Origin of the sequence: Chitinophaga sedimenti (genome assembly GCF_023156195.1) — a bacterium.
GTDB lineage: Bacteria > Bacteroidota > Bacteroidia > Chitinophagales > Chitinophagaceae > Chitinophaga > Chitinophaga sedimenti.
In genome coordinates, this window is sequence record NZ_JAKUKA010000001.1 from 3,183,402 (window position 1) to 3,202,478 (window position 19,077).

The following is a 19,077-nucleotide window of genomic DNA, read 5'->3' on the forward strand; positions in this document are numbered from 1 at the left end:
CGGGATATCATCAACAAAAGCCGGCCTCCGCGGGGCCTGCTTTTACTATTTTCTGACGGACGATGGTGTTACATTGAAACGCTTTTTAAAAGCCTTGCTAAATGAGGACAAGCTTCCATATCCTATTTCCAAGCCGATCTGCAACAGCGTTTGATCAGTTGTCTTAAGCAGCTCCAGCCCACGTTGCAGTTTTTGTTCCAACACCCACTCCTGCGACGACATTCCGTGCATTAACTTAAATCCTTCATTCAATTTTTTGGGATGTAATAATACACTGCTGGCCATTTCTTCTAAAGAAAGAAAAGTGTCCATGTTCTCCAATTGCAGCTTTCCGGCCGCAATTACCGCCGCACGATCTTCCTGTGTAAAGCGATAACCGCCGGGCGTTTTCACCAGATGCTCCGTCTCCGGTGCTTAAAGTACAACAACAATAAATCGATAAACCGCGCATAATGATGAAGCATCCGTTCTTCCTCCTCCATATCGCAATGCAATAACTGGTGCAATAAATTCCTTACCGGCTCCGTAATAGGACAAACATCACGTATATAACCATCCAATGAATCCTGTTGAAGACTGTTCCATATTTCAAATGTTCCGTAATACTTCAGTCCTACCACTTCCAACAGCTTTTCTGACAAATCCAACTGCAACAATGTATGCCGCCCCGCTTGCACAATTACCGGCAAGTTGAGGACCGGCATATACGACAGGTAATAAAACCCCGACGTGGCGAGAACATGGGGCATTTCTTCATCCGGGTATACCATTTCTCCCTCTAACATGTACATGATGGAAGCGGTGGGCTTCGGAAAACTCAACTGAAACTGAAAAGGCTGATTAACCTCCAACTCATGCAACCAAAGGCGATACCCATTTTCTTCGGAACATCTTTTCAGCAACGTCCCGAAAGGCCCTTTGATCAACTCCCCTTCTGCATAAGAAAAAATGCCTGATTCGTTAACATACGGTGTAGTCGTAATGTAAGGTTCCCATTCTTCGGGAAGACGGTAATTCATAAAAATGGCCACTGTGGGTTTTGCTCTCTGATGGTTAACCGGGGTTCATCTAATGTAAGATTTTTTCGCGAAAGCCGTCGTACCTTTACGCCATGGACCCCTACCAGGAAACATTCTCCACCTGGAACAAAGTGGCACAGGCCTACCAGGATAAATTCATGACCCTCGATTTGTATAACGGGAGTTATGATGCCCTACTGTCGCTGCTTAGCGGCAACGCCCGCGTTCTCGACGCCGGCTGCGGACCAGGAAACATCAGCCGGTACCTGTTGCAACAACGTCCCCTCCTGCAAATCACCGGTATCGATATATCGCCGAACATGATAGCACTCGCGGCTGCCAACAATCCGCCCGCATCATTTAAGGTGCTCGATTGCCGGGATATCGCACAGTTGCAGCAAACTTTCGATGGTATCGTCTGCGGCTTCTGCATTCCCTATCTATCCGCAGAAGATTGCCAGCGTTTATTCATCGATATCGCATCATTGCTGGAGGAAAAAGGCATTTACTATCTCAGTTTTGTGGCGGGCGAAACGGCCGGCTATCAGACAGGCAGCACCGGCGACAGGGTGTACTTTTATCATCATCCTGAAAAAGAAATTACAGCCGCTTTAAACACCGCGGGATTTATTACCTTACAGCAATTCCATATTCAATATGGAAACGATATTCACACCGTCATGATCGCTCAAAAACAATAATGCATGTCATTCCAGGCTTACATCGATAACATCAAAGCTAAAACAGGTAAAACACCCGAAGATTTTAAGCAACTCGCCGAAAAGAAAGGGTTCATGAAAAACGGCGAACCAGTGGTGAAAGCCACTGAAATCACTAATTGGCTAAAGGAAGAATTTGAACTCGGGCACGGACATGCTATGGCCATATACGCCACGTTTAAAGGAAAAACTTCGTAACCTTTACGCCCTGAAACCCGTAGGACCCATGCCCACCTGTTTCTTAAAGTAGTTAGAGAAATGTGCGAGGTCATCGAAGCCCAGCGTATACGCCACATCTGCCACCGGCCAGTTTGTTTGCTTCAATAATACCTTTGCTTCCTGTATCACACGCAGTGTAATCAGTTCCGTGGTCGTTTTTCCCACTATTTCTTTTAATACTTTATTCAGATGATTTACGTGCACCGACAACCGGCCTGCATAGTCGGCAGGCGTACGTAAGGAAAGCCGCTGAAGGGGGTTGTCCAGCGGGAACTGGCGTTCCAGCAATTCAACAAACATGGTGGATATTCTTTGTGCGGCATTATGCGGCTGTTCTACTACTGACATTGGCTGCAGCTTTTGCCCGTAATGGATCAGCTCCTGCACCAGGTTGCGCAGCAGGTCGTATTTATATTTATAATCGCTGTCGAGTTCCCGCAGCATTTTTCGAAAGATGTATTCTACCTCTCCCCGCTCCTGCACCGACAATTCAAACACAGGCGCCTGTCCCGGCTGAAAAAGCGGCAACTCCTCCAACACCATCGGCGCCAGGAAATCTGTCGTAAAAATGCAGAACATACCCGTCTGCAACATGGTTTCGGGCACCCAGTGATAAGGTATCCGCGGCGTGGCGAATAACAGTGCGTCTTCCGCGATGTCGATCACTTTATCCGCATATTCGGCACGGCTCTTACCATGTATCCAGCTGATTTTGTAATAATCACGCCGGCTATAGGGCATCACCCGTTCTTCACTGGCTTTGGCGAACAGTGCTGCCGTTTCAAACACGTTGAAATGGCCTATTTCCTTGGCTGTACCTTCGGGCGGCGATACGGCCGCCTGCCGGTAAAAGTCATCCAGTGACGAACGGGTGAGCATATAAAATTTGTATAGATCAAATGTAACACTTATTCACGTTACAGCTGCATACCGCCAGACGCTTCGATACGCTGACCGTTTACCCAGCGCGCCGCATCTGTACACAAAAACGCCACCACACCGCCAATATCTTCGGCTTCGCCAGGACGGCCCAGTGCGGTGAAGTTGCTCACCATCTGCTGCAACTGCTCATTGTTGCGCAGGTGTCCGCCGCCAAAGTCTGTCATGATCGCACCCGGCGCCACCACGTTCGCCCGAATACCACGACCGCCGAGTTCCTTCGCCAGGTACCTCGTAAACACTTCCACCGCCCCCTTCAACGAGGCGTACACCGACGATCCGGGGACCGACACACGCGTCAGGCCACTGGATACGTTCACGATACCACCGCCATCATTCAGGAGGGGCAACAGCTGCTGTGTGAGAAAGAAAACACCTTTGAAATGGATGTTCAGCAACTCGTCAAAAAAGCCTCCGTTACGTCCGGGACCGGTGAATAACCGCCGATACCGGCATTGTTAACAAGAAAATCGATCCTGTCGGTTCCAAAGTCTTTTGCCAGGGTAGCCTGCAGCGATGTTATAAAGTCCGGAAAGCGCTTTACATCACCGGTGTTAAGGGGGAGTGAGGCCGCCCGGTGTCCCTGTTGGCGGATGTCTGCCACTACTGCCTGCGCTTCTGCCTCTTTAGTAAGATAGGTGATGATCACATCGATGCCGCTGGCCGCTAACCGCAGGGCCATGTCTTTTCCTAAACCACGGCTGCCGCCGGTTACCAGTGCTATTTTGTTGTTGCTTTTCATTTTAGTTTGATTTGATAATGCAAAGATCCGCCGGAAAACCCTGACCATTGTTGTGCCATCCGATCCATTATTTGTAAAAATCAAATCATCGGGAAAGTTTTGCAGTAAAGTTCACAAGCGCTAACTTTCCGCCATGGATAACTACGCAATAGCAGACAATTTTTCCCTACTGGCCAAACTCATGGACATTCACGGGGATAATCCCTTTAAAGCGAAATCCTTTGCCAACGCCGCTTTCCAGATCGAAAAACTGACGGTGCAGCTGAAGGACACTCCTGCGAACGATATATTCCGCATCAAAGGCATCGGTGAATCCACCGGTAAAAGTGTATTAGAAATGCTGGAAACTGGCCGCAGTGCAGTGTTGGAAGATTATCTCGCCAAAACGCCCGCAGGTATCCCGGATATGATGCGTATCAAAGGCCTCGGCCCCAAAAAGATCGCCACCATCTGGAAAGAAATGGAGATCGAAGACCTGGGTGCACTGCTCTACGCCTGCAATGAAAACAGGCTGTTGCTCACAAAGGGATTCGGACAAAAAACGCAGGACAGCATCCGGCAAAGCATCGAATTCTTTTTGTCCAACCGCGAAAGGTATTTATATGCCGAACTGGAAACCTTCGCCCAACAGTTGGAAACAGCCTTACAGGAGCAGTTTGCACCCGCGCGCGTATCACTGTCCGGCGTTTTCCGCCGCAACCAGCCCGTCATCGACGAATTAGATGTAGTAATAGGAGTAGCACCCGAACTGGTACTCGAAAAAATAAAAACCTTACAGGGACTTACCATCCTCGAAAACACAAACGATGCCATATTCGTACAACACGAGCAGGGTATCAAAATAAAACTGTATGGCTGTGCGCCGGCTAACTTCGCGCAAAAGTTATTCATCACCACCGGCACCGAATCTTTCCTGGAGAAGTTTTATTTCGCCGCAGGAAATAGCATTCCGACAGATATATCCTCAGAAGAAGAGATATTCTCGCAGGCCAATATGCAGTTTATCGAGCCCTGCCTCCGGGAAGGCGGCAACGAGATAACCCGGGCACAGCAACAGCAACTGCCGGAACTTATCAATGTAACAGATATTAAAGGCATTATCCACTCCCACAGCCAGTGGAGCGATGGTCTCGAAAGCCTCGAAGCCATGGCCACTGCGGCCAAAGCACAGGGCTTCGAATACCGGTGATCAGCGATCACTCCCGTTCTGCGTTTTACGCAAACGGCCTGCAACCTGAACGCATCATCGCGCAACACCAACAAATTGATGAGCTGAACGCCAAACTCGCGCCGTTCAAAATATTCAAGAGCATTGAAGCCGACATATTAAACGACGGGAGCCTCGACTACCCTGACGAAATCCTCCGCACCTTCGATCTCGTGATAGCCTCGGTACACTCCAACCTGAAAATGCCACAGGAAAAGGCGATGGCGCGCCTCCTGAAGGCCATCGCTAATCCATACACGACTATCCTCGGTCACATGACCGGCCGGCTGTTGCTGAGCCGTAATGGTTATCCCGTAGATCATGAAGCGATCATCGATGCTTGTGTGGCCAATAATGTAGTAATTGAATTAAATGCGCATCCCCGCCGCCTCGATATCGACTGGAGTTATATCAGTTCCGCGATCAGCAAGGGCGCCCTGTTATCCATCGATCCGGATGCGCATGCTATCAGCGGGTATCGTGACATTTATTATGGAACGCTGGCGGCGCGTAAGGGCGGCATGGCCAAGCAGAACAATCTCAGCAGCTTCTCGCTGGCAGAGTTAGAAACTTTCCTGGCAGCAAGACGTGCTGCGAAAAACATATAACCGCTACCGTAAGCACCTAAAAAAGCCCTGCCGTTTCGCAACAGCAGGGCTTTCCAATTATAGCGTGCAAATCTTAAACGAGTTTAAAAAAGAAAGCCCGACTTGACAATCAGGCTTCTTCTCCAAATTAACTAGTAATGCAAAGTGGATAAAAATATGAGCTGAAGACGGTTTATGAGTTCTGCCGCAATCCACCCTGCGATTAATTATTTTAAAAAACAAGAGCCCGACACGACCATCAGGCTCCTTCTTTTTCTCCAATTTAGCTTAAGACAAAAATTTTTATTCAGTAGATGTATCGTTAATAAAGGTTGCTTCTTACATTATAACTATTCTCTGCAACTTCTCTTTTCAAGTATTACACTTCTGTCTGCCTCTTAAAAAAACGGGAGCCCGACACGACCATCAGGCTCCTTCTTTTCTCCAATTTAGCTTAAGACAAAAATTTTTATTTCGGAACGATTGTTATAATTTTTATGAGTTCAGAACGCTAACGCTTTAAAGATAACATCTATCACAAAGTATTGTTCAAATGTTCTTTTCTATTTCTTACATCAATAAGCAGTCACTTGCTTACTTTCATCTTCACTTCAAGAACCAGTTGTTTCATTTAATCAAATCTAAAAAAAAATTCTGATAGTTCATTAGGAACCCTAACTTTTTTAACACTTTTTCGTTCACACCGTTAACAAGGATTTGAGTAAACAGTGGCCCGATAGGACTATCAGGCCATTAACCAAGTTAACTATTAAAAGACACAACTAATTCGAATCTCAAATATTTTTATTACCATAAAGTGAATTCACATCAAATATGTGCATCCAACTTCAACCGGTAAACGAAAAGCGGTCATTGAAACAGTAAGTAATACTCACTATTTGAATGCTGCAACGAGCAAAGAACAAGTCCCCATTACTCATTTTTAAGTATGCTGCCCGGGGCACGCTTAACAACATCACAACAGCGTCTAACTATATAAACGTGCGCTATTCTTGTTCGGATTTAAAAAAGGATAAAAAAATATTCCTACAAATTAACATTCAGTTTAATCCGTAGGAATATTTAAATCAATGAGTAAACTTATGGTAGATAAACTTTCTGAAATACTATTTATGTATAATGAATCAATTTTTATAAATATTACCAGGTAAATCCGTCCAATCCCGGGCCGTACTCCGGCCTAAAAGTAACGCATCCCGATATCCTGCCCCTTCTTCCAGCCGAAACGATAGTTTACCATCAGCTCATGCGTGCCGGATTGCCCCCTTTGAGGTACCTTGCGGAAGCAAAGTCGTAAGCATAGGCAAACTGAAAGGCTTTACTCACCTGCACCTGTGCAAAGATACCCATCGTTTTCTCGGTTCTCCACGTACCGCCTACCCAAATCATGTTTTTGATTAACAAAGCAGCATTCAGATCCGCCTGTATGCCCGCACCCTTCACCTGGCGTATCATCAACCCCGGCCGCACTTTAAAGTCATCGTTGATATCCGCGAGGTAAGCACCGTGTAAATACAATGCCCGCTTGAATTGCAGCTTGTTTACCGAATTACCCATATCAAACTTCTGGAACGATGGTGATGATAAACCCAATTGAAATTTGTCGTTAAAGATCATAAAACCAAAGCCTACATCAGTCTTCCAATACTGCTGGTTCTGGCTGAACACCGGATCGTCCGTACCCAGCGACATATTATCTTCCTTCGTTTGCTCCATCCCCACTTTAACCCCCATAGACAAATACAGGTTCTCGTCCAGCTTCACTTTCTGCGATACGTTGGCATTAATGCCGGTTTGTTTAAAGACCGTAATTTTATCCTGTATGGCCGAAAACCCCAGCGTCGTATTGGACGCTTTCAGCGGCGTATAAAGGTAAAAGTGCCCGTCTGCGGCGCCCCTTCTACCCCCATCCACTGGTTGCGCAATTGTACCGTAGCACTCGAAGCACTATCTGTAGAGGGATACGCGGGGTTTATCACCATTGTATTAAAGTGATATTGCGAAGTCTGCGCATTCTGCTGGGCAGCTGCCGGTGTTGAAAAACACCAGCAGGCCGCGCAGACCATCAAAATCCTGTTAAGTTTAGTGTTCATAGGATTGACTTAAAATGTTATCGTTTCAACACCACGAAACCGGTGGTGCGATGTTCTTTACCGTTGCTGTCCCAAACAATGATCACGTAGAAGTAAGAACCGTCCGGCAACTCATTGCCTATTCCGGAGCCTGTGTTGGCACGGCCCCTGAAGCCGTTGGCCGTTGTGTTAGCGTATTTCGCCGAGCGGAATACCACACCACCAAACCTGTTCATCACCACTACTTCATGTTTCTGATATTTGTTAATGTTCTCGATCATCATTACCTCGTTACCTTTTCCATCTCCGTTCGGCGACAGTGCAGGATGTACACGCACATCACCACGGTTATCGTCGGTTGTGCGGCCATCGCGGAGGAAACGTTCTACGGAATCCGGTACGCCGTCGTTGTCAGAATCCAGGTCCAGGTAATTCGGGATGCCATCGTTATCGGTATCATCATCAGTTGGATCACCATTTTTATTGATATCCTCTTCTCCATCCGTCAGGCCGTCGCCATCGGTATCGCAAGCCAGGCAGAACGCATCATCGTTCAGGATTACCCCTACCGCCTTATTCCAGGCGCCGATCGCGGGTTGACTGGTACCACCGGATACATTTGCACTCACCAGTTTCACGGTAAAGAACTCATTCGCTTCCGGCGTTTCGTCACCAATCACCGGCACTGCGATATCGCGCTCGAGTGTCATGGCCGGGATTGTGATGCTCACGGTAGAAGCGTCGAAATCGTTACCAGGTGTAGCGCGACGTTTGTTCTGTACCACGCCCTCGCCTTCGAACGCATCTGCAAACGCATATTGCAGCGTAATATCGCGGGAGCTTCTGCGGCTCAGTTGTACGGTAAAGGTCGCCGGTGTAGTACCGCTGTTGCCTTCCGGCACTTTCACCGAATCTTGTTTAAAGATGATGGTGATCGCATCATTGTCTTTTACGTCTGTATGTGTACCGGTGGCGGTACCCAACTCGTAGTATGGCGTCGGACCGGTTACATAAGGTTTCAGGTCCAGTTTCAGGTATCCATCTTCGTCGTTGATGTCGTTGTCGTCCATCTGCACCTTGAAGTCTACACTGCTCGAACCAGCCGGGATCGTCACCACCATAGTATGATTGGTAATATGATAATTGCGGATCGCGTCGAAGTCTGCCCCGATCGTTACCGGCAGGTCTGCCGGCACTACGGCTGATGCTTTCAGCGTGAAATGGATCGCATCACCCTCATTTACGCTGCTTTCGGCAACGGTCAGTTCCACTTTCAGCAGATCATCGTCGCCGATGTTCATGGTGGCGCTGTTCGGTGTACCGGCCTCCCATGTCAGGCTGCCAAGTGCAGACGAGATGGTTGCCAGCGTAACCGTTACCGTTTCACCACTTTCCTGGTTGCTGTCGTCCAGCGGATAAACGGCGATCTGCACACTGTTGGCTCCGGCCGGGATGGTTACGCTGCCGGAGAGGGCCGTGTAATCCGTACCCGCGATAGCCGTGCCGCCTACAGTGTAATCCACTTTCACATCTGCAGCCGATGTGATTGCGCTATGCACAAATTTCACTTCGAAATGGCCAGGCGTACCCGGTTCCGCAGCATCATCCAATTTCGTTATGATGATACGACGGTCGGCCATATTAGCAGCTTCGTCATCGCTCAGCTGCATCGTTACCGGTGTATTGTCTACGGTCACCGCTACACTATGGTTATTCATAATAGTGGTCGCCGATTGTAATGTCAGGATAATCGTTTCGGTCACTTCAATCACGTGGTCGTCCTTCACCGTTACCGGTATGGTTACGGATGATTGTCCCGCCGGGATCGTCACCGTGTTAGAGGAAGCGATATCGTAATCCTGCCCGTTTATCGCGGTACCACTGATGGCGTACGTAATCTGCACATCTTTTTCGCGGTGGCGCCGCCCGACAATCTTACGCGGAAGCTGCCATTAGTCGCCGGTTCCGCAGCATCCGCCAGTTTTTCCACCAGGACGCTGTAAGCCGGTACATTATCGCCCGGGATCAGTACCGAAGCGTTATTAATGGTGAAGCCGGCTGTAGTAGCACGCATCACCAGTGTTTCGTCATCTTCTTCCTCGCCATCGGCCAGGGCAGTCAGATCGAATTCGGCACTGTTAGCGCCTGCATTGATCTGGATCGTCGCCGGCAGCGCGCTGTGGTCCGTACCGGTGGCGGTGGACGAAGCATCGGCCGACAGGCTGATCACGATCGGGTAATCGGCGGTGATGCCCGGGGCCAGTTGCACCTGCACCTTAGACGTGTTGCCTTCAGACAGGGAGGACGAATCGATGCTCAACTGGATATGCAGGTTACCCGGCACCAGGCTGGTAGCATCTGCGATAACCACGCTCGTGGCGAGTGACTGCGTATTGCCGTACACGTTCGCAGAAAGTGTCAGCTCCAGTGTTTCAGCGGCTTCGAGTACATTATCGTCCGCGCTGGCCGCCAGGATAAAGGTGGCGCTGTTCACACCAGCCGGAATTGTCACGCTGCCCGGGAAGCTATATTCGGAAGTGCCCAGCGAAGCCGAGCTGGCAGCGCCGCGGGCCAGGGATACGTTGATATCGCTGGTGGCGAGTATGCCCGATGGCAGGCTTACGCGGACGGTAGTGCTTTCACCTTCGTTGATGGTGGCAGCGTCCGAAGTAAAGGTCAGCTGCGTGTTCAGCGGATCGGTGCTGGTCGCGTCGTTAATGGTAAGGGTGGCCGCCATTACGCTAAACCCGGAGTAAGCACCTTCTACCACTAATGTTTCGGCAACTTCCAGCAGGTTGTCCGTATTCGTGCTGATGTTTACCATGTTGGACGCGTTGCCGCCTGCAGGAATGGTAAGCGTAGCGGGCAAAATACCATGATCGGCCGCTACCGCAGTGGAAGTAAATCCTTTATTAATGTTGATGTTGATGGCGTAAGCGGTAGTGATACCGGCAGGCAGCGTTGCCTGCAAAGTAGCGGCGCCGCCTTCGGTTACGTTGCCCGGTGTGAGCGCCAGCGTAATACTATTATGCAGGGTGATATCTACATCCACTACGTCCACATCGATCGTAGCGTGCGAGAACGCATACCCCGAAGCCGTGGGCTGGAGTTGCAGTTTTTCGGTTTGTTCGATGATGTTATCCGCAGCCGCAGTCAGTGTAAAGGAAACAGCCGCAGTGTTAGCCGGAATGGTGATACCGGACGGGATAGCGCCCGTAAAGTCGGCATCTGTCACCGTTGTTGCTGCTTGTGCCAGGTTGATCGTGATCGGGAAGGTGGAGGTTACACCGCCCGGCAGGCTGAATGTTACCGTTACCGCACCACCCTCGTTAATCGAAGCTGCACTCACGTTCACGTCAATTACCGGCGCAGGTGTCGTGTCAGTTATAGATACGATCGCGGTAGTAGTTTCGTTGTTGCCATACACCGTGGCAGCTGCATCTATATGTAAATCCTCTGTGGATTCTATATCGCTGTCGGCACCTGCGGTTACGCTGAACGTAACGCTGTTGTGACCCGCCTGGATCGTTGCGCTGGCTGGCAGCGTGTATTCACCGGTGTTGAGAGAAGCGCTGCTACCCGCGCCACGACTCAGATTTACCACGATATCCGCATCGGCAGTAATACCACTTGGCAATGATATTGTCATCGTAGCAGATGCGCCCTCTGCGATGGTCGTTGTCGCAGGATTCAGGCTGATCTTCGTATTCAGCGGATCAATGCCCGTTACATCAGTAATTGTAAGGGTGGCGGCATTCACGGTAAACCCGCTGGCAGTACCGTTCACCACCAGTGTTTCTGATGATTCGAGGATGTTATCCGACGCGGTTGTCAGCGAAGCTGTGGCAGAATTAATACCGGCGGGAATGATGATACTGGCCGGCAAAGCACCGTGATCAGCAGCTCCTGCGGTGGAAGCAACATCTTTATGTAAGGTAACGGTAATCGGGTAAGACGCAACCAGGGTGCCAGGCAGTGATGCGCGCAGCGTGCTGCCGCTACCTTCCGCTACCGAAGCTGGTGTTACCGATAAGGTCACCGTATTATTAGCTGCATAATCTCCATCTGCCACATCTACATTAATGGTAGACTGGGAGAAGGTATAACCTGTCGCGGTAGCGATCAGTTGCAGTTTTTCCAGTTCTTCTATGATATTATCTGCGTCTGCAGTAAGCGTGAACGAAGCAGCGGAAGCGTTAGCCGCAATCGTTACGCTGGCCGGGATGGCAGTCGTAAAGTCAGCATCTTCCACCGCCGGTGTCGCAGTACCTCTCGCCAGGTTAATCACGATCGGGAAGGTAGAAGTCACGCCACCAGGCAGACTAAATGTCACGGTTACCGCACCACCTTCATTGATAGAAGCCGCAGTTACGTTGACATCAATCACCGGTGTGGCAGTGGCATCTGTGATAGATACCACAGTTGTTGCGGTTTCGCTGTTGCCGTACACCATAGCAGCTGCATCTATATGTAAATCTTCCGTGGCCTCGATATCGGCATCGGTCGCAGCGCTCACTGTAAAGGTAGCGTTATTGAAACCTGCAGCGATGGTAACACTTGTTGGCAACGTGTATTCGCTGGTACCCAGCGATGCACTGCTACCCGCGCCACGGCTCAGGCTCACGGTAATGTCCGCCGCAGCGGTAATGCCCGCGGGCAGCGATACGGTCATATTAGCCGATGCACCTTCGGCAATAGTAGTCGTTGCAGGGCTCAGGCTGATTTTCGTATTCAGCGGATCGGTGCTGGTTACGTCGGTGATCGTCAATGTAGTAGTGTTCACTGTAAACCCTGTAGCCGTACCGTTCACCACCAGTGTTTCTGATGGTTCAAGCACATTGTCCGTATTCGTCGTCAGTGAAGCAGTAGCCGAATTGCTGCCTGCAGGAATCAGGATGCTCGCCGGTAGTGTACCATGGTCCGCCAGGTCTGCGGTAGAAGCAGCGCCCTTAGTAATAGTAACCGCGATCGGGTAAGATGCTACCAGCGTGCCGGGCAGCGATGCACGCAAAGTGCTGCCGCTACCTTCCGCCACAGACGTTGGGTTTACCGACAGCGTAACGGTATTGTTCGTCGGGTAATCACCGTCTACCACATCTATCGCAATCAGTGACTGGGAGAAAGTGTAACCGGTCGCAGTAGCGGTCAGTTGCAGTTTTTCCAGTTCTTCAATTATATTATCCGTTTCCGCAGTAAGCGTAAACGATGCAGATGAAGCGTTAGCGGCAATCGTTAGGCTGGTGGGTATTGCAGTCGTAAAGTCTGCATCCACTACCGCCGGTGTTGCCCCACCCTGCGCCAGGTTGATCACAATCGGGAAAGCAGATGTTACGCCGCTCGGCAGACTGAATGTCACGGTTACCCCATCACCTTCATTAATAGAAGTGGCGCTTATGTTTACGTCGATCACCGGTGTGCCGGTAGCATCTGTAATAGCAACAACCGCCGTAGCCGTTTCGCTGTTGCCGTAAACGGTAGCAGCTGCATCAATATGTAAATCTTCCGTGGCCTCGATATCACCGTCGGTACCGGCAGCTACGTTAAATGTAGCGCTGTTGTTACCGGCCAGGATCGTTACGCTGGCCGGCAGCGTGTACTCTCCAGTGCCCAGCGAAGCACTACTACCCGCGCCACGGCTCAGGCTTACCGCGATATCAGCATCGGCAGTAATACCCGCCGGCAGTGAAATGGTCATGGTGGCGGATGCGCCTTCTGCGATCGTTGTTGTCGCAGGACTCAGGCTGATCTTCGTATGCAGCGGATTGGTGCTGGTTACGTCCGTGATCGTGAGTGTAGTTGCATTTACGGTAAAACCGGTGGCAGTACCGCCGATCACCAACGTTTCTGATGATTCGAGGATGTTATCTGTAGCGGTTGTCAGCGCGGTTGTTGCGGAATTGCTACCTGCCGGGATCGTAATGCTGGCCGGTAATGTACCATGATCAGCAGCTCCTGCGGTAGAAGCCGCATCTTTATTTAAGGTAATAGTAATCGGGTAAGACGCTACAAGTGTACCCGGCAATGCAGCACGCAGCGTGCTGCCGCTACCTTCCGCCACCGATGCAGGTGTTACTGACAAGGTTACGGTATTATTGCCCGTGTAATCGCCATCTGCTACTTCTATATCGATAACAGACTGGGAGAAGGTATAACCGGTTGCCGTTGGCGCCAGTTGCAGCTTCTCCTGTTCCTCGATGATCTGGTCCGCTATGGCGTTCAGCGTCATGGAAGCGGAAGAAGTATTCGCCGCGATCGTCACGGAAGTCGGGATCGCTGCATCAAAGTCCGCATCTCCGGCTGCTGGTGTAACTGTATTTTTAGCCAGACTGATGATGATCGCCGAGCTGGAAGTCACGCCGGAAGGCAGACTGAAAGTGATCGTCGTTGAACCGCCTTCATTCACAGTTGCGGTGCTCACGTTCACGTCGATGACCGAAACGGTAGTCGCGTCCGTAATATGGATCGTGGTGGTCGCCGTTTCTACGTTGCCGTAAACAGTCGATTGGGCCAGGATCTCCGGGTCTTCCGCACCTTCGATCACCGCATCGGTTTCGGCATCCACTGTAAAGTTCACACTGTTTGAACCCGCGGGAATCGTTACACTCACAGGCATATCATAATCCGCGGCTGTGAGTCCCACACTGCTGCCAGCGCCGCTGCTCAGGGTTATGTTAATCGGGTTGCTGGCGGTAATGCCCGTTGGCAGCGACACCGTTACCGTAGTACTGCCGCCTTCCGCTATTGTGCTCAGCGACGGCGTCAGCGTCAGTTTGGTATTCAGCGGGTTGGTGCTGGTTGCGTCATTGATCGTCAGCGTAGCGGCCGATACGGTGAAACCGGTAATGGTACCTTCTGCGATCAGGGTTTCTGCTACTTCTAATATATTATCTGCAGCAGTTGTTACTGTAGTATTGGCAGATGCGTTGCTACCCGCAGCAATATGCAGCGTAGCAGGCAGCGCACCATGATCGCCCGTAGCTGCTGTAGACGAAGCTCCTTTGTTAACGGTAACGTCTATATCATAACTGGCCGTCAGCGTACCCGGAAGGCTCGCGCGGATAGCCGCACTTGTTCCCTCGGTTACGCTTGCTGGTGTAAAGCTCAGCGCGACAGGCATGCCAGCGGTATAGTCGGCATCGATAACGTCCAGGTCAATATCAGTAAGATCGAATGTATAACCGGTAGCCGATGGCGTCAGGCGGAGTTTCTCGAGTAACTCGATCATATTGTCCGCGCTGGCGTTCAGCGTCATCTGTACCATCGAAGCGTTGGCCGGAATGGTTACGGAAGTAGGAATTGGCGCGGTAAAGTCAGCATCCACAGCGGCCGGTGTAACTGTACCTTTCGCCAGGTTAATGGTAATCGGCGATGGAGAAGTATAACCGGAAGGCAGACTAAAGGTTACGGTAATGCCGCTACCCTCTGTCATCGATGCAGCCGGCACCGCTACGTGAATCTCCGGTATAATTGCTGCATCCTGCAAAGTCAGCGTAGCGTCGGCCGACAAATAAGCGCCGGAAGGATGCATTTCATCAATATAAACGATGAACATTTCATCACCATCGGTTACGCCATCGCTGTGCGTAGCCAGGTCAAAGTAGCCGCCATTCGCACCCTCAGGGAAAGTGAAAGTGGTCGGCACCGTGTATTGCGCGCCGGTCACCGTAGGATCGGTGTATACCTGCAGGCCTACGGTATAATTGAAACCAGTACCTATATATATATTGGAGGGCAGGTTTACCCACACTTTGATTGTTTCGCCTTTACCTAAAGTCGTCTTCTCCGGAACCATCGTTACCAGGAAGTTATTCTGGTCCATCGATGTTACGTCGGTAATATTGATACCGTTCCAGTTCTCTGAAAAGTTGGTTGCCGAGGCTTCCATCTCATAGTATTCCGCCACTTCGAGCGAATCGTCGGCAGCAGCAGTTACCACAAAGCTGAAATCGTGGGCGCCAGCCGGGATCGTCACCGTTGTCGGCACCCCGGTCAGGTCACCGTTGGTGGCAGTCGAAGAAGCCGTACGAGTTAATGTAACGGGGATCGCGAAGCCGGCCACGTAATCAGAAGGCAGGCTAACGGTAACAGTCGCAGTTCCGCCCTCCAACAGGTTCGGATTACTAACGTCCAGTCCCAGTTGCTGGCCGGTCATGCTGTCGTCGCCGTCGATCAGCACTTCCGCGCTGGTATGATTAAAAGTATAACCGGCCGCACTGAACGCAAGCTTCAGCTGCTCTATTTTTTCATACACATGATCATCGATCAGCGGCAGGCTGAGGGTTACAGAAGAACTGTTTGCCGGAATCGTGACCGATGTGGGAATACCACCTGCAATATCTGCGCTGGTTGCCACATCACCACTGCTGGTATTGGCCAGGTTGATAACGGTCGGTGTAGTTTCTGTATAACCGTCAAGGGTAAACGTAACCTCCCAGGTATTGCCTTCCAGCATGGTAATGCCGGAGCCGGGGTTAGTCGTTACAAGAATATTTTTACCGGTAGGTGTTGTTACCGCGGTAGTGGTATCTTCCACGATAATATTCATCGTCTGGGTTTCGGGGTGACCAAAGTAATCCACGGTCACATTCAGGATGAGGGTCTTGTCACCGTCTACCACCGCATCTCCCAAAAACTTAATCCGGAAGCTGGTAGCGCCACTGCCTGCCGGCACCACAACGGGCGAAGGCAGTTGATACTCGCTTGGATCCAGGGTAGAAGCAGGATCGGCCGATAAGGTCACGGTCATATCCTGCTCTGTAAAGCGGTTTGGCACAAAGTCCAGCGCGATATCCATCTCGTCCCCTTCCTGGTAAGTGGTGGTCCAGCTATACAGTGAGAACACGCGGTTCGCCGCGTTGGTGCTTTGCAGATCGGTCACGTCCGCACTGGCGCCTACCACGGAATAACCTGTGGCAACGCCTTCCAGTACGATCGTTTCGGTCGGCTCAAAAGTATCGTCATCAATGAACTTTACTTCACCGGTGATAGCATGCTCGCCGGCGGATATAATTACATAACTGTCCAGGTAGCTGTAATCAAAGCCGTTAATGGTAGATGTTGCCCCCGCGATATACTCACCATGATGTCCGAACCCGCCACCACCGGGCAGACTTGCTGTAAAGGTAAGCACGCCGTTTTCCGCCAGGGTAGACTGATCCACCGTGAGCGTAATAGGCATACCCGCGTAATAGTTGGCATCGATGATGTTGCTGCTGCCGCCGTTCACAACGAAGCCGGCCATCACCCCACCAAAGGAATAAGACTCTGTTTCTTCAATTATATTATCTGCCGCCAGCCCCAGCGTGTAAGTCGTGGAGTTAGCATCGGCAGGAATGGTTACGTCGACCGAATCTGTAATGACGGCATCGAAATCAGCAGCAGCTGTCGTAACATGAGAAAAGGCGATCCGCGCAGACAAAGCCTGCTCGGAAGTTACACCTGTTGGCAACGCCAGCAGGATCGAAGCATTCGCGCCTTCTGTAGCATCCGCAGCGGAAAGCGTTAATACTTTGTTTGCAGCATTATTTGCAGTTTCATCCGTTATCCTCATATATACTGAAAACGATTTGGGCGAACCTTCGAGCGTTGCCGTGGCTACGAGCTGCACAGAATCCGTCGTTTCCAGCACCAGGTCGTTCAGGGCATTAAAGTTGAACGTCGCTTCGTTGCTGCCTGCGGGAATTGTTACCGTAAACGGAAAAGTTGAGGGCGAAAAATCGGTTGCCTTCGCGTTACCGAGTCCCCTGTTAATAGTAACGGTTACCGGCGTAGCCAGGGCTGGACCATTCATCTTTACTTTGATGCTGGTGGAAGTGCCTTCGGCCAGCGTGGTAACGGTGGGAATCAGTTTAATGTCGGCCGCATCATCGTCCGCAATGGTATATACAGCGGTGGGATTGGTCGCGCTGATCTGCGCATATTTCAGGCAATCGGTCGAAATGCTCAGCGTTAATGTGCGGCTGTCTTCGATAACGGTGTTGCCTTTAATAACAATATTGGTAAGATCGAATTCCGCCGGCGTCATGGTGTAGTCGCCTGGCGGAATGGTTAAACTTCCGAGTATCTCATAATCTGTACCTGCCACTGCCGGGTGAGTACCCGATGGCGTAGCAATGATTTTAACCACCGTTGGTACACTGGTGGCGCCTGTAAACACCCTTAATTTAATTCCTTCCGGCGTGTGATCGTCCTGTCCTTCGTCACCACTGCCGGTGGCTGCCGAAAATCCAAGCACCAGCGGAAAATTATGGTCCTGGTAAGGTAACAGTACCGGGCTGTTGAGGTCTACCGCTGCATAAGATTGATTTTCATATCCTACCATGAAACGCTGCGTGCGGATCGGGTCGCGCGTGGGTGACATAGGGCCGTTGAACGTCACCACCTTATGTACGGCGATGCCTTTAGCGGCGACGGGCACCAAAGCGCCGTTGGCCACCATTTGCAGGGGAAAGCCGTTACCGGTTTTATTGTCCCTGGCATCGTCCTGTGCAGCGTACCAGGTAGTAAAACCTCCTTTAACCCGAAAAACGTGCGCGCCGCTTTCGGGGCTGCCGCAATCGCCGGGATCTTTATACACCGCCACCGTTTGCGGACGCGTGGTGGCGGGATAATACTCATCGCCGGAACTGGCATTATCGGCTATGAAGCCCATACCACAGGCCTCGCCTGCGATCATCGTTTTCTCTGACAAATAAATGTGTACCCAGGCGCCAGCTGCATCTTCCTTGGCGGTAACTATATAATCGAGTAAAAAATGACTTGCGCCATTTACATAGGTTACGACCGATTGTACCTGGTAGGTTGCATTATCACGGTCCTTTACATACCCCGTGCTGGTTACCTTCCAGGGATTCCCGGAAGTCCCGGCCCCCGACACCGCAGATATATTACAGTGTTTCAGGTATTGCGGCTCAAAAGGCGCCGTTACGTCGAACCGCGGTTCTATCACAATATAGGTACGCAATCCCCGGTCTTTCGGCGGTGCCGCCGGATTGAGGTTGGTTTCCCATTTGCCGTTCTTTTTAACGAGATACCCGGTATCCGTAACAAGGATCTGTAAACCATCGGTCAGGGTATTGCCCCCGGTGGGATTGATCGTTACAGTCGGGGCTTGCCCGAATACCTGGCCAGCCAGCAGCATTAAGCCCGTAATAAGTAGCCACAATGGCCGGTAACGCCTCTCGCGCGTGAGTAGAATTTGTTTCATAGGACAGGATAGGAATAATCTAATAATGGTTAAATGATATTACCTATGCTAAAATTTAACAGTGTCTGTATATATTGGTCACTCTTACACAAGGCTCACTCCGTAGCGGGAGAAAGCCCTGAGCGGCAGTTGATTAGCCTCCGCCCATTTATAACAATCCTCTCTCAAGTAACTTTAACGCTTTCAGGTACGGCTATCTATAATATGCAAATAGGGATATACGCTTGTTCCTGTCAGTCTTTTCCTGCTGTGGTGATTAGTGCCTAATTACCCTTAGTTTGGAGAAATAACATGTATAACTATTGTATTTACAGATAGTTCTACATTTTAACAATAAGCAAATCTA

11 protein-coding genes and 1 pseudogene are annotated in these 19,077 nt (G+C 50.5%); 4 read left to right on the forward strand and 8 right to left on the reverse strand.

Translation table 11 applies throughout. From position 1 onward, the window contains the following. Positions 1-45: 45 nt before the first annotated feature. On the reverse strand, positions 46-393 hold the full coding sequence (locus tag MKQ70_RS18090) for a helix-turn-helix domain-containing protein (protein WP_248073130.1): 348 nt from the start codon (positions 391-393) through the stop codon (positions 46-48). Further along, positions 390-1,019: a hypothetical protein gene (locus tag MKQ70_RS18095; protein ID WP_248073132.1), complete on the reverse strand. Its 630-nt coding sequence runs from the start codon at positions 1,017-1,019 to the stop codon at positions 390-392. The genes MKQ70_RS18090 and MKQ70_RS18095 overlap by 4 nt, the downstream gene beginning before the upstream one ends. Before the next feature lie 92 nt (positions 1,020-1,111). Between MKQ70_RS18095 and MKQ70_RS18100 the strand changes: the two genes are divergently transcribed. Both MKQ70_RS18100 and MKQ70_RS18105 read left to right on the forward strand, forming a co-directional pair. Further along, positions 1,112-1,720, forward strand: a complete 609-nt coding sequence (locus MKQ70_RS18100; RefSeq protein ID WP_248073134.1) for a class I SAM-dependent DNA methyltransferase — start codon at positions 1,112-1,114, stop codon at positions 1,718-1,720. Between the two features lie 3 nt (positions 1,721-1,723). Then, positions 1,724-1,936 (forward strand): DUF4287 domain-containing protein, encoded by a 213-nt coding sequence (locus MKQ70_RS18105; RefSeq protein WP_248073137.1) that lies wholly within the window; start codon positions 1,724-1,726, stop codon positions 1,934-1,936. Between the two features lie 3 nt (positions 1,937-1,939). Here MKQ70_RS18105 and MKQ70_RS18110 read toward each other — a convergent pair whose 3' ends face one another. Genes MKQ70_RS18110 through MKQ70_RS41325 form a run of 3 tightly spaced genes read right to left on the reverse strand, consistent with a single transcriptional unit; the run spans position 1,940 to position 3,638 of the window. Next, positions 1,940-2,836: a helix-turn-helix domain-containing protein gene (locus MKQ70_RS18110; RefSeq protein WP_248073139.1), complete on the reverse strand. Its 897-nt coding sequence runs from the start codon at positions 2,834-2,836 to the stop codon at positions 1,940-1,942. Between the two features lie 38 nt (positions 2,837-2,874). Continuing rightward, complete coding sequence (locus MKQ70_RS41320) at positions 2,875-3,294, reverse strand: SDR family NAD(P)-dependent oxidoreductase (RefSeq protein WP_308199060.1); 420 nt, start codon at positions 3,292-3,294, stop codon at positions 2,875-2,877. Continuing rightward, complete coding sequence (locus MKQ70_RS41325; protein WP_308199061.1) at positions 3,288-3,638, reverse strand: SDR family NAD(P)-dependent oxidoreductase; 351 nt, start codon at positions 3,636-3,638, stop codon at positions 3,288-3,290. The genes MKQ70_RS41320 and MKQ70_RS41325 overlap by 7 nt, the downstream gene beginning before the upstream one ends. A gap of 133 nt (positions 3,639-3,771) precedes the next feature. On the opposite strand from MKQ70_RS41325, the gene MKQ70_RS18120 reads away from it, so the two are divergent. Both MKQ70_RS18120 and MKQ70_RS18125 read left to right on the forward strand, forming a co-directional pair. Beyond that, the gene (locus MKQ70_RS18120; protein ID WP_248073142.1) at positions 3,772-4,827 is read left to right on the forward strand and encodes a helix-hairpin-helix domain-containing protein; all 1,056 of its coding nucleotides are present in this window, start codon (positions 3,772-3,774) and stop codon (positions 4,825-4,827) included. Next, positions 4,824-5,453 (forward strand): PHP domain-containing protein, encoded by a 630-nt coding sequence (locus MKQ70_RS18125; RefSeq protein WP_248073145.1) that lies wholly within the window; start codon positions 4,824-4,826, stop codon positions 5,451-5,453. Before MKQ70_RS18120 ends, MKQ70_RS18125 begins: the two co-directional genes overlap by 4 nt. A 1,239-nt stretch (positions 5,454-6,692) precedes the next feature. On the opposite strand, the pseudogene MKQ70_RS18130 reads toward MKQ70_RS18125, so the two are convergent. From MKQ70_RS18130 to MKQ70_RS18145, 3 genes and pseudogenes are all read right to left on the reverse strand, one after another. Continuing rightward, positions 6,693-7,546, reverse strand: a pseudogene (locus tag MKQ70_RS18130) (PorP/SprF family type IX secretion system membrane protein). Between the two features lie 17 nt (positions 7,547-7,563). Further along, complete coding sequence (locus MKQ70_RS18140) at positions 7,564-9,429, reverse strand: Calx-beta domain-containing protein (protein ID WP_248073152.1); 1,866 nt, start codon at positions 9,427-9,429, stop codon at positions 7,564-7,566. Continuing rightward, on the reverse strand, positions 9,393-18,665 hold the full coding sequence (locus tag MKQ70_RS18145) for a beta strand repeat-containing protein (protein ID WP_248073154.1): 9,273 nt from the start codon (positions 18,663-18,665) through the stop codon (positions 9,393-9,395). Before MKQ70_RS18145 ends, MKQ70_RS18140 begins: the two co-directional genes overlap by 37 nt. Positions 18,666-19,077: the final 412 nt, after the last annotated feature.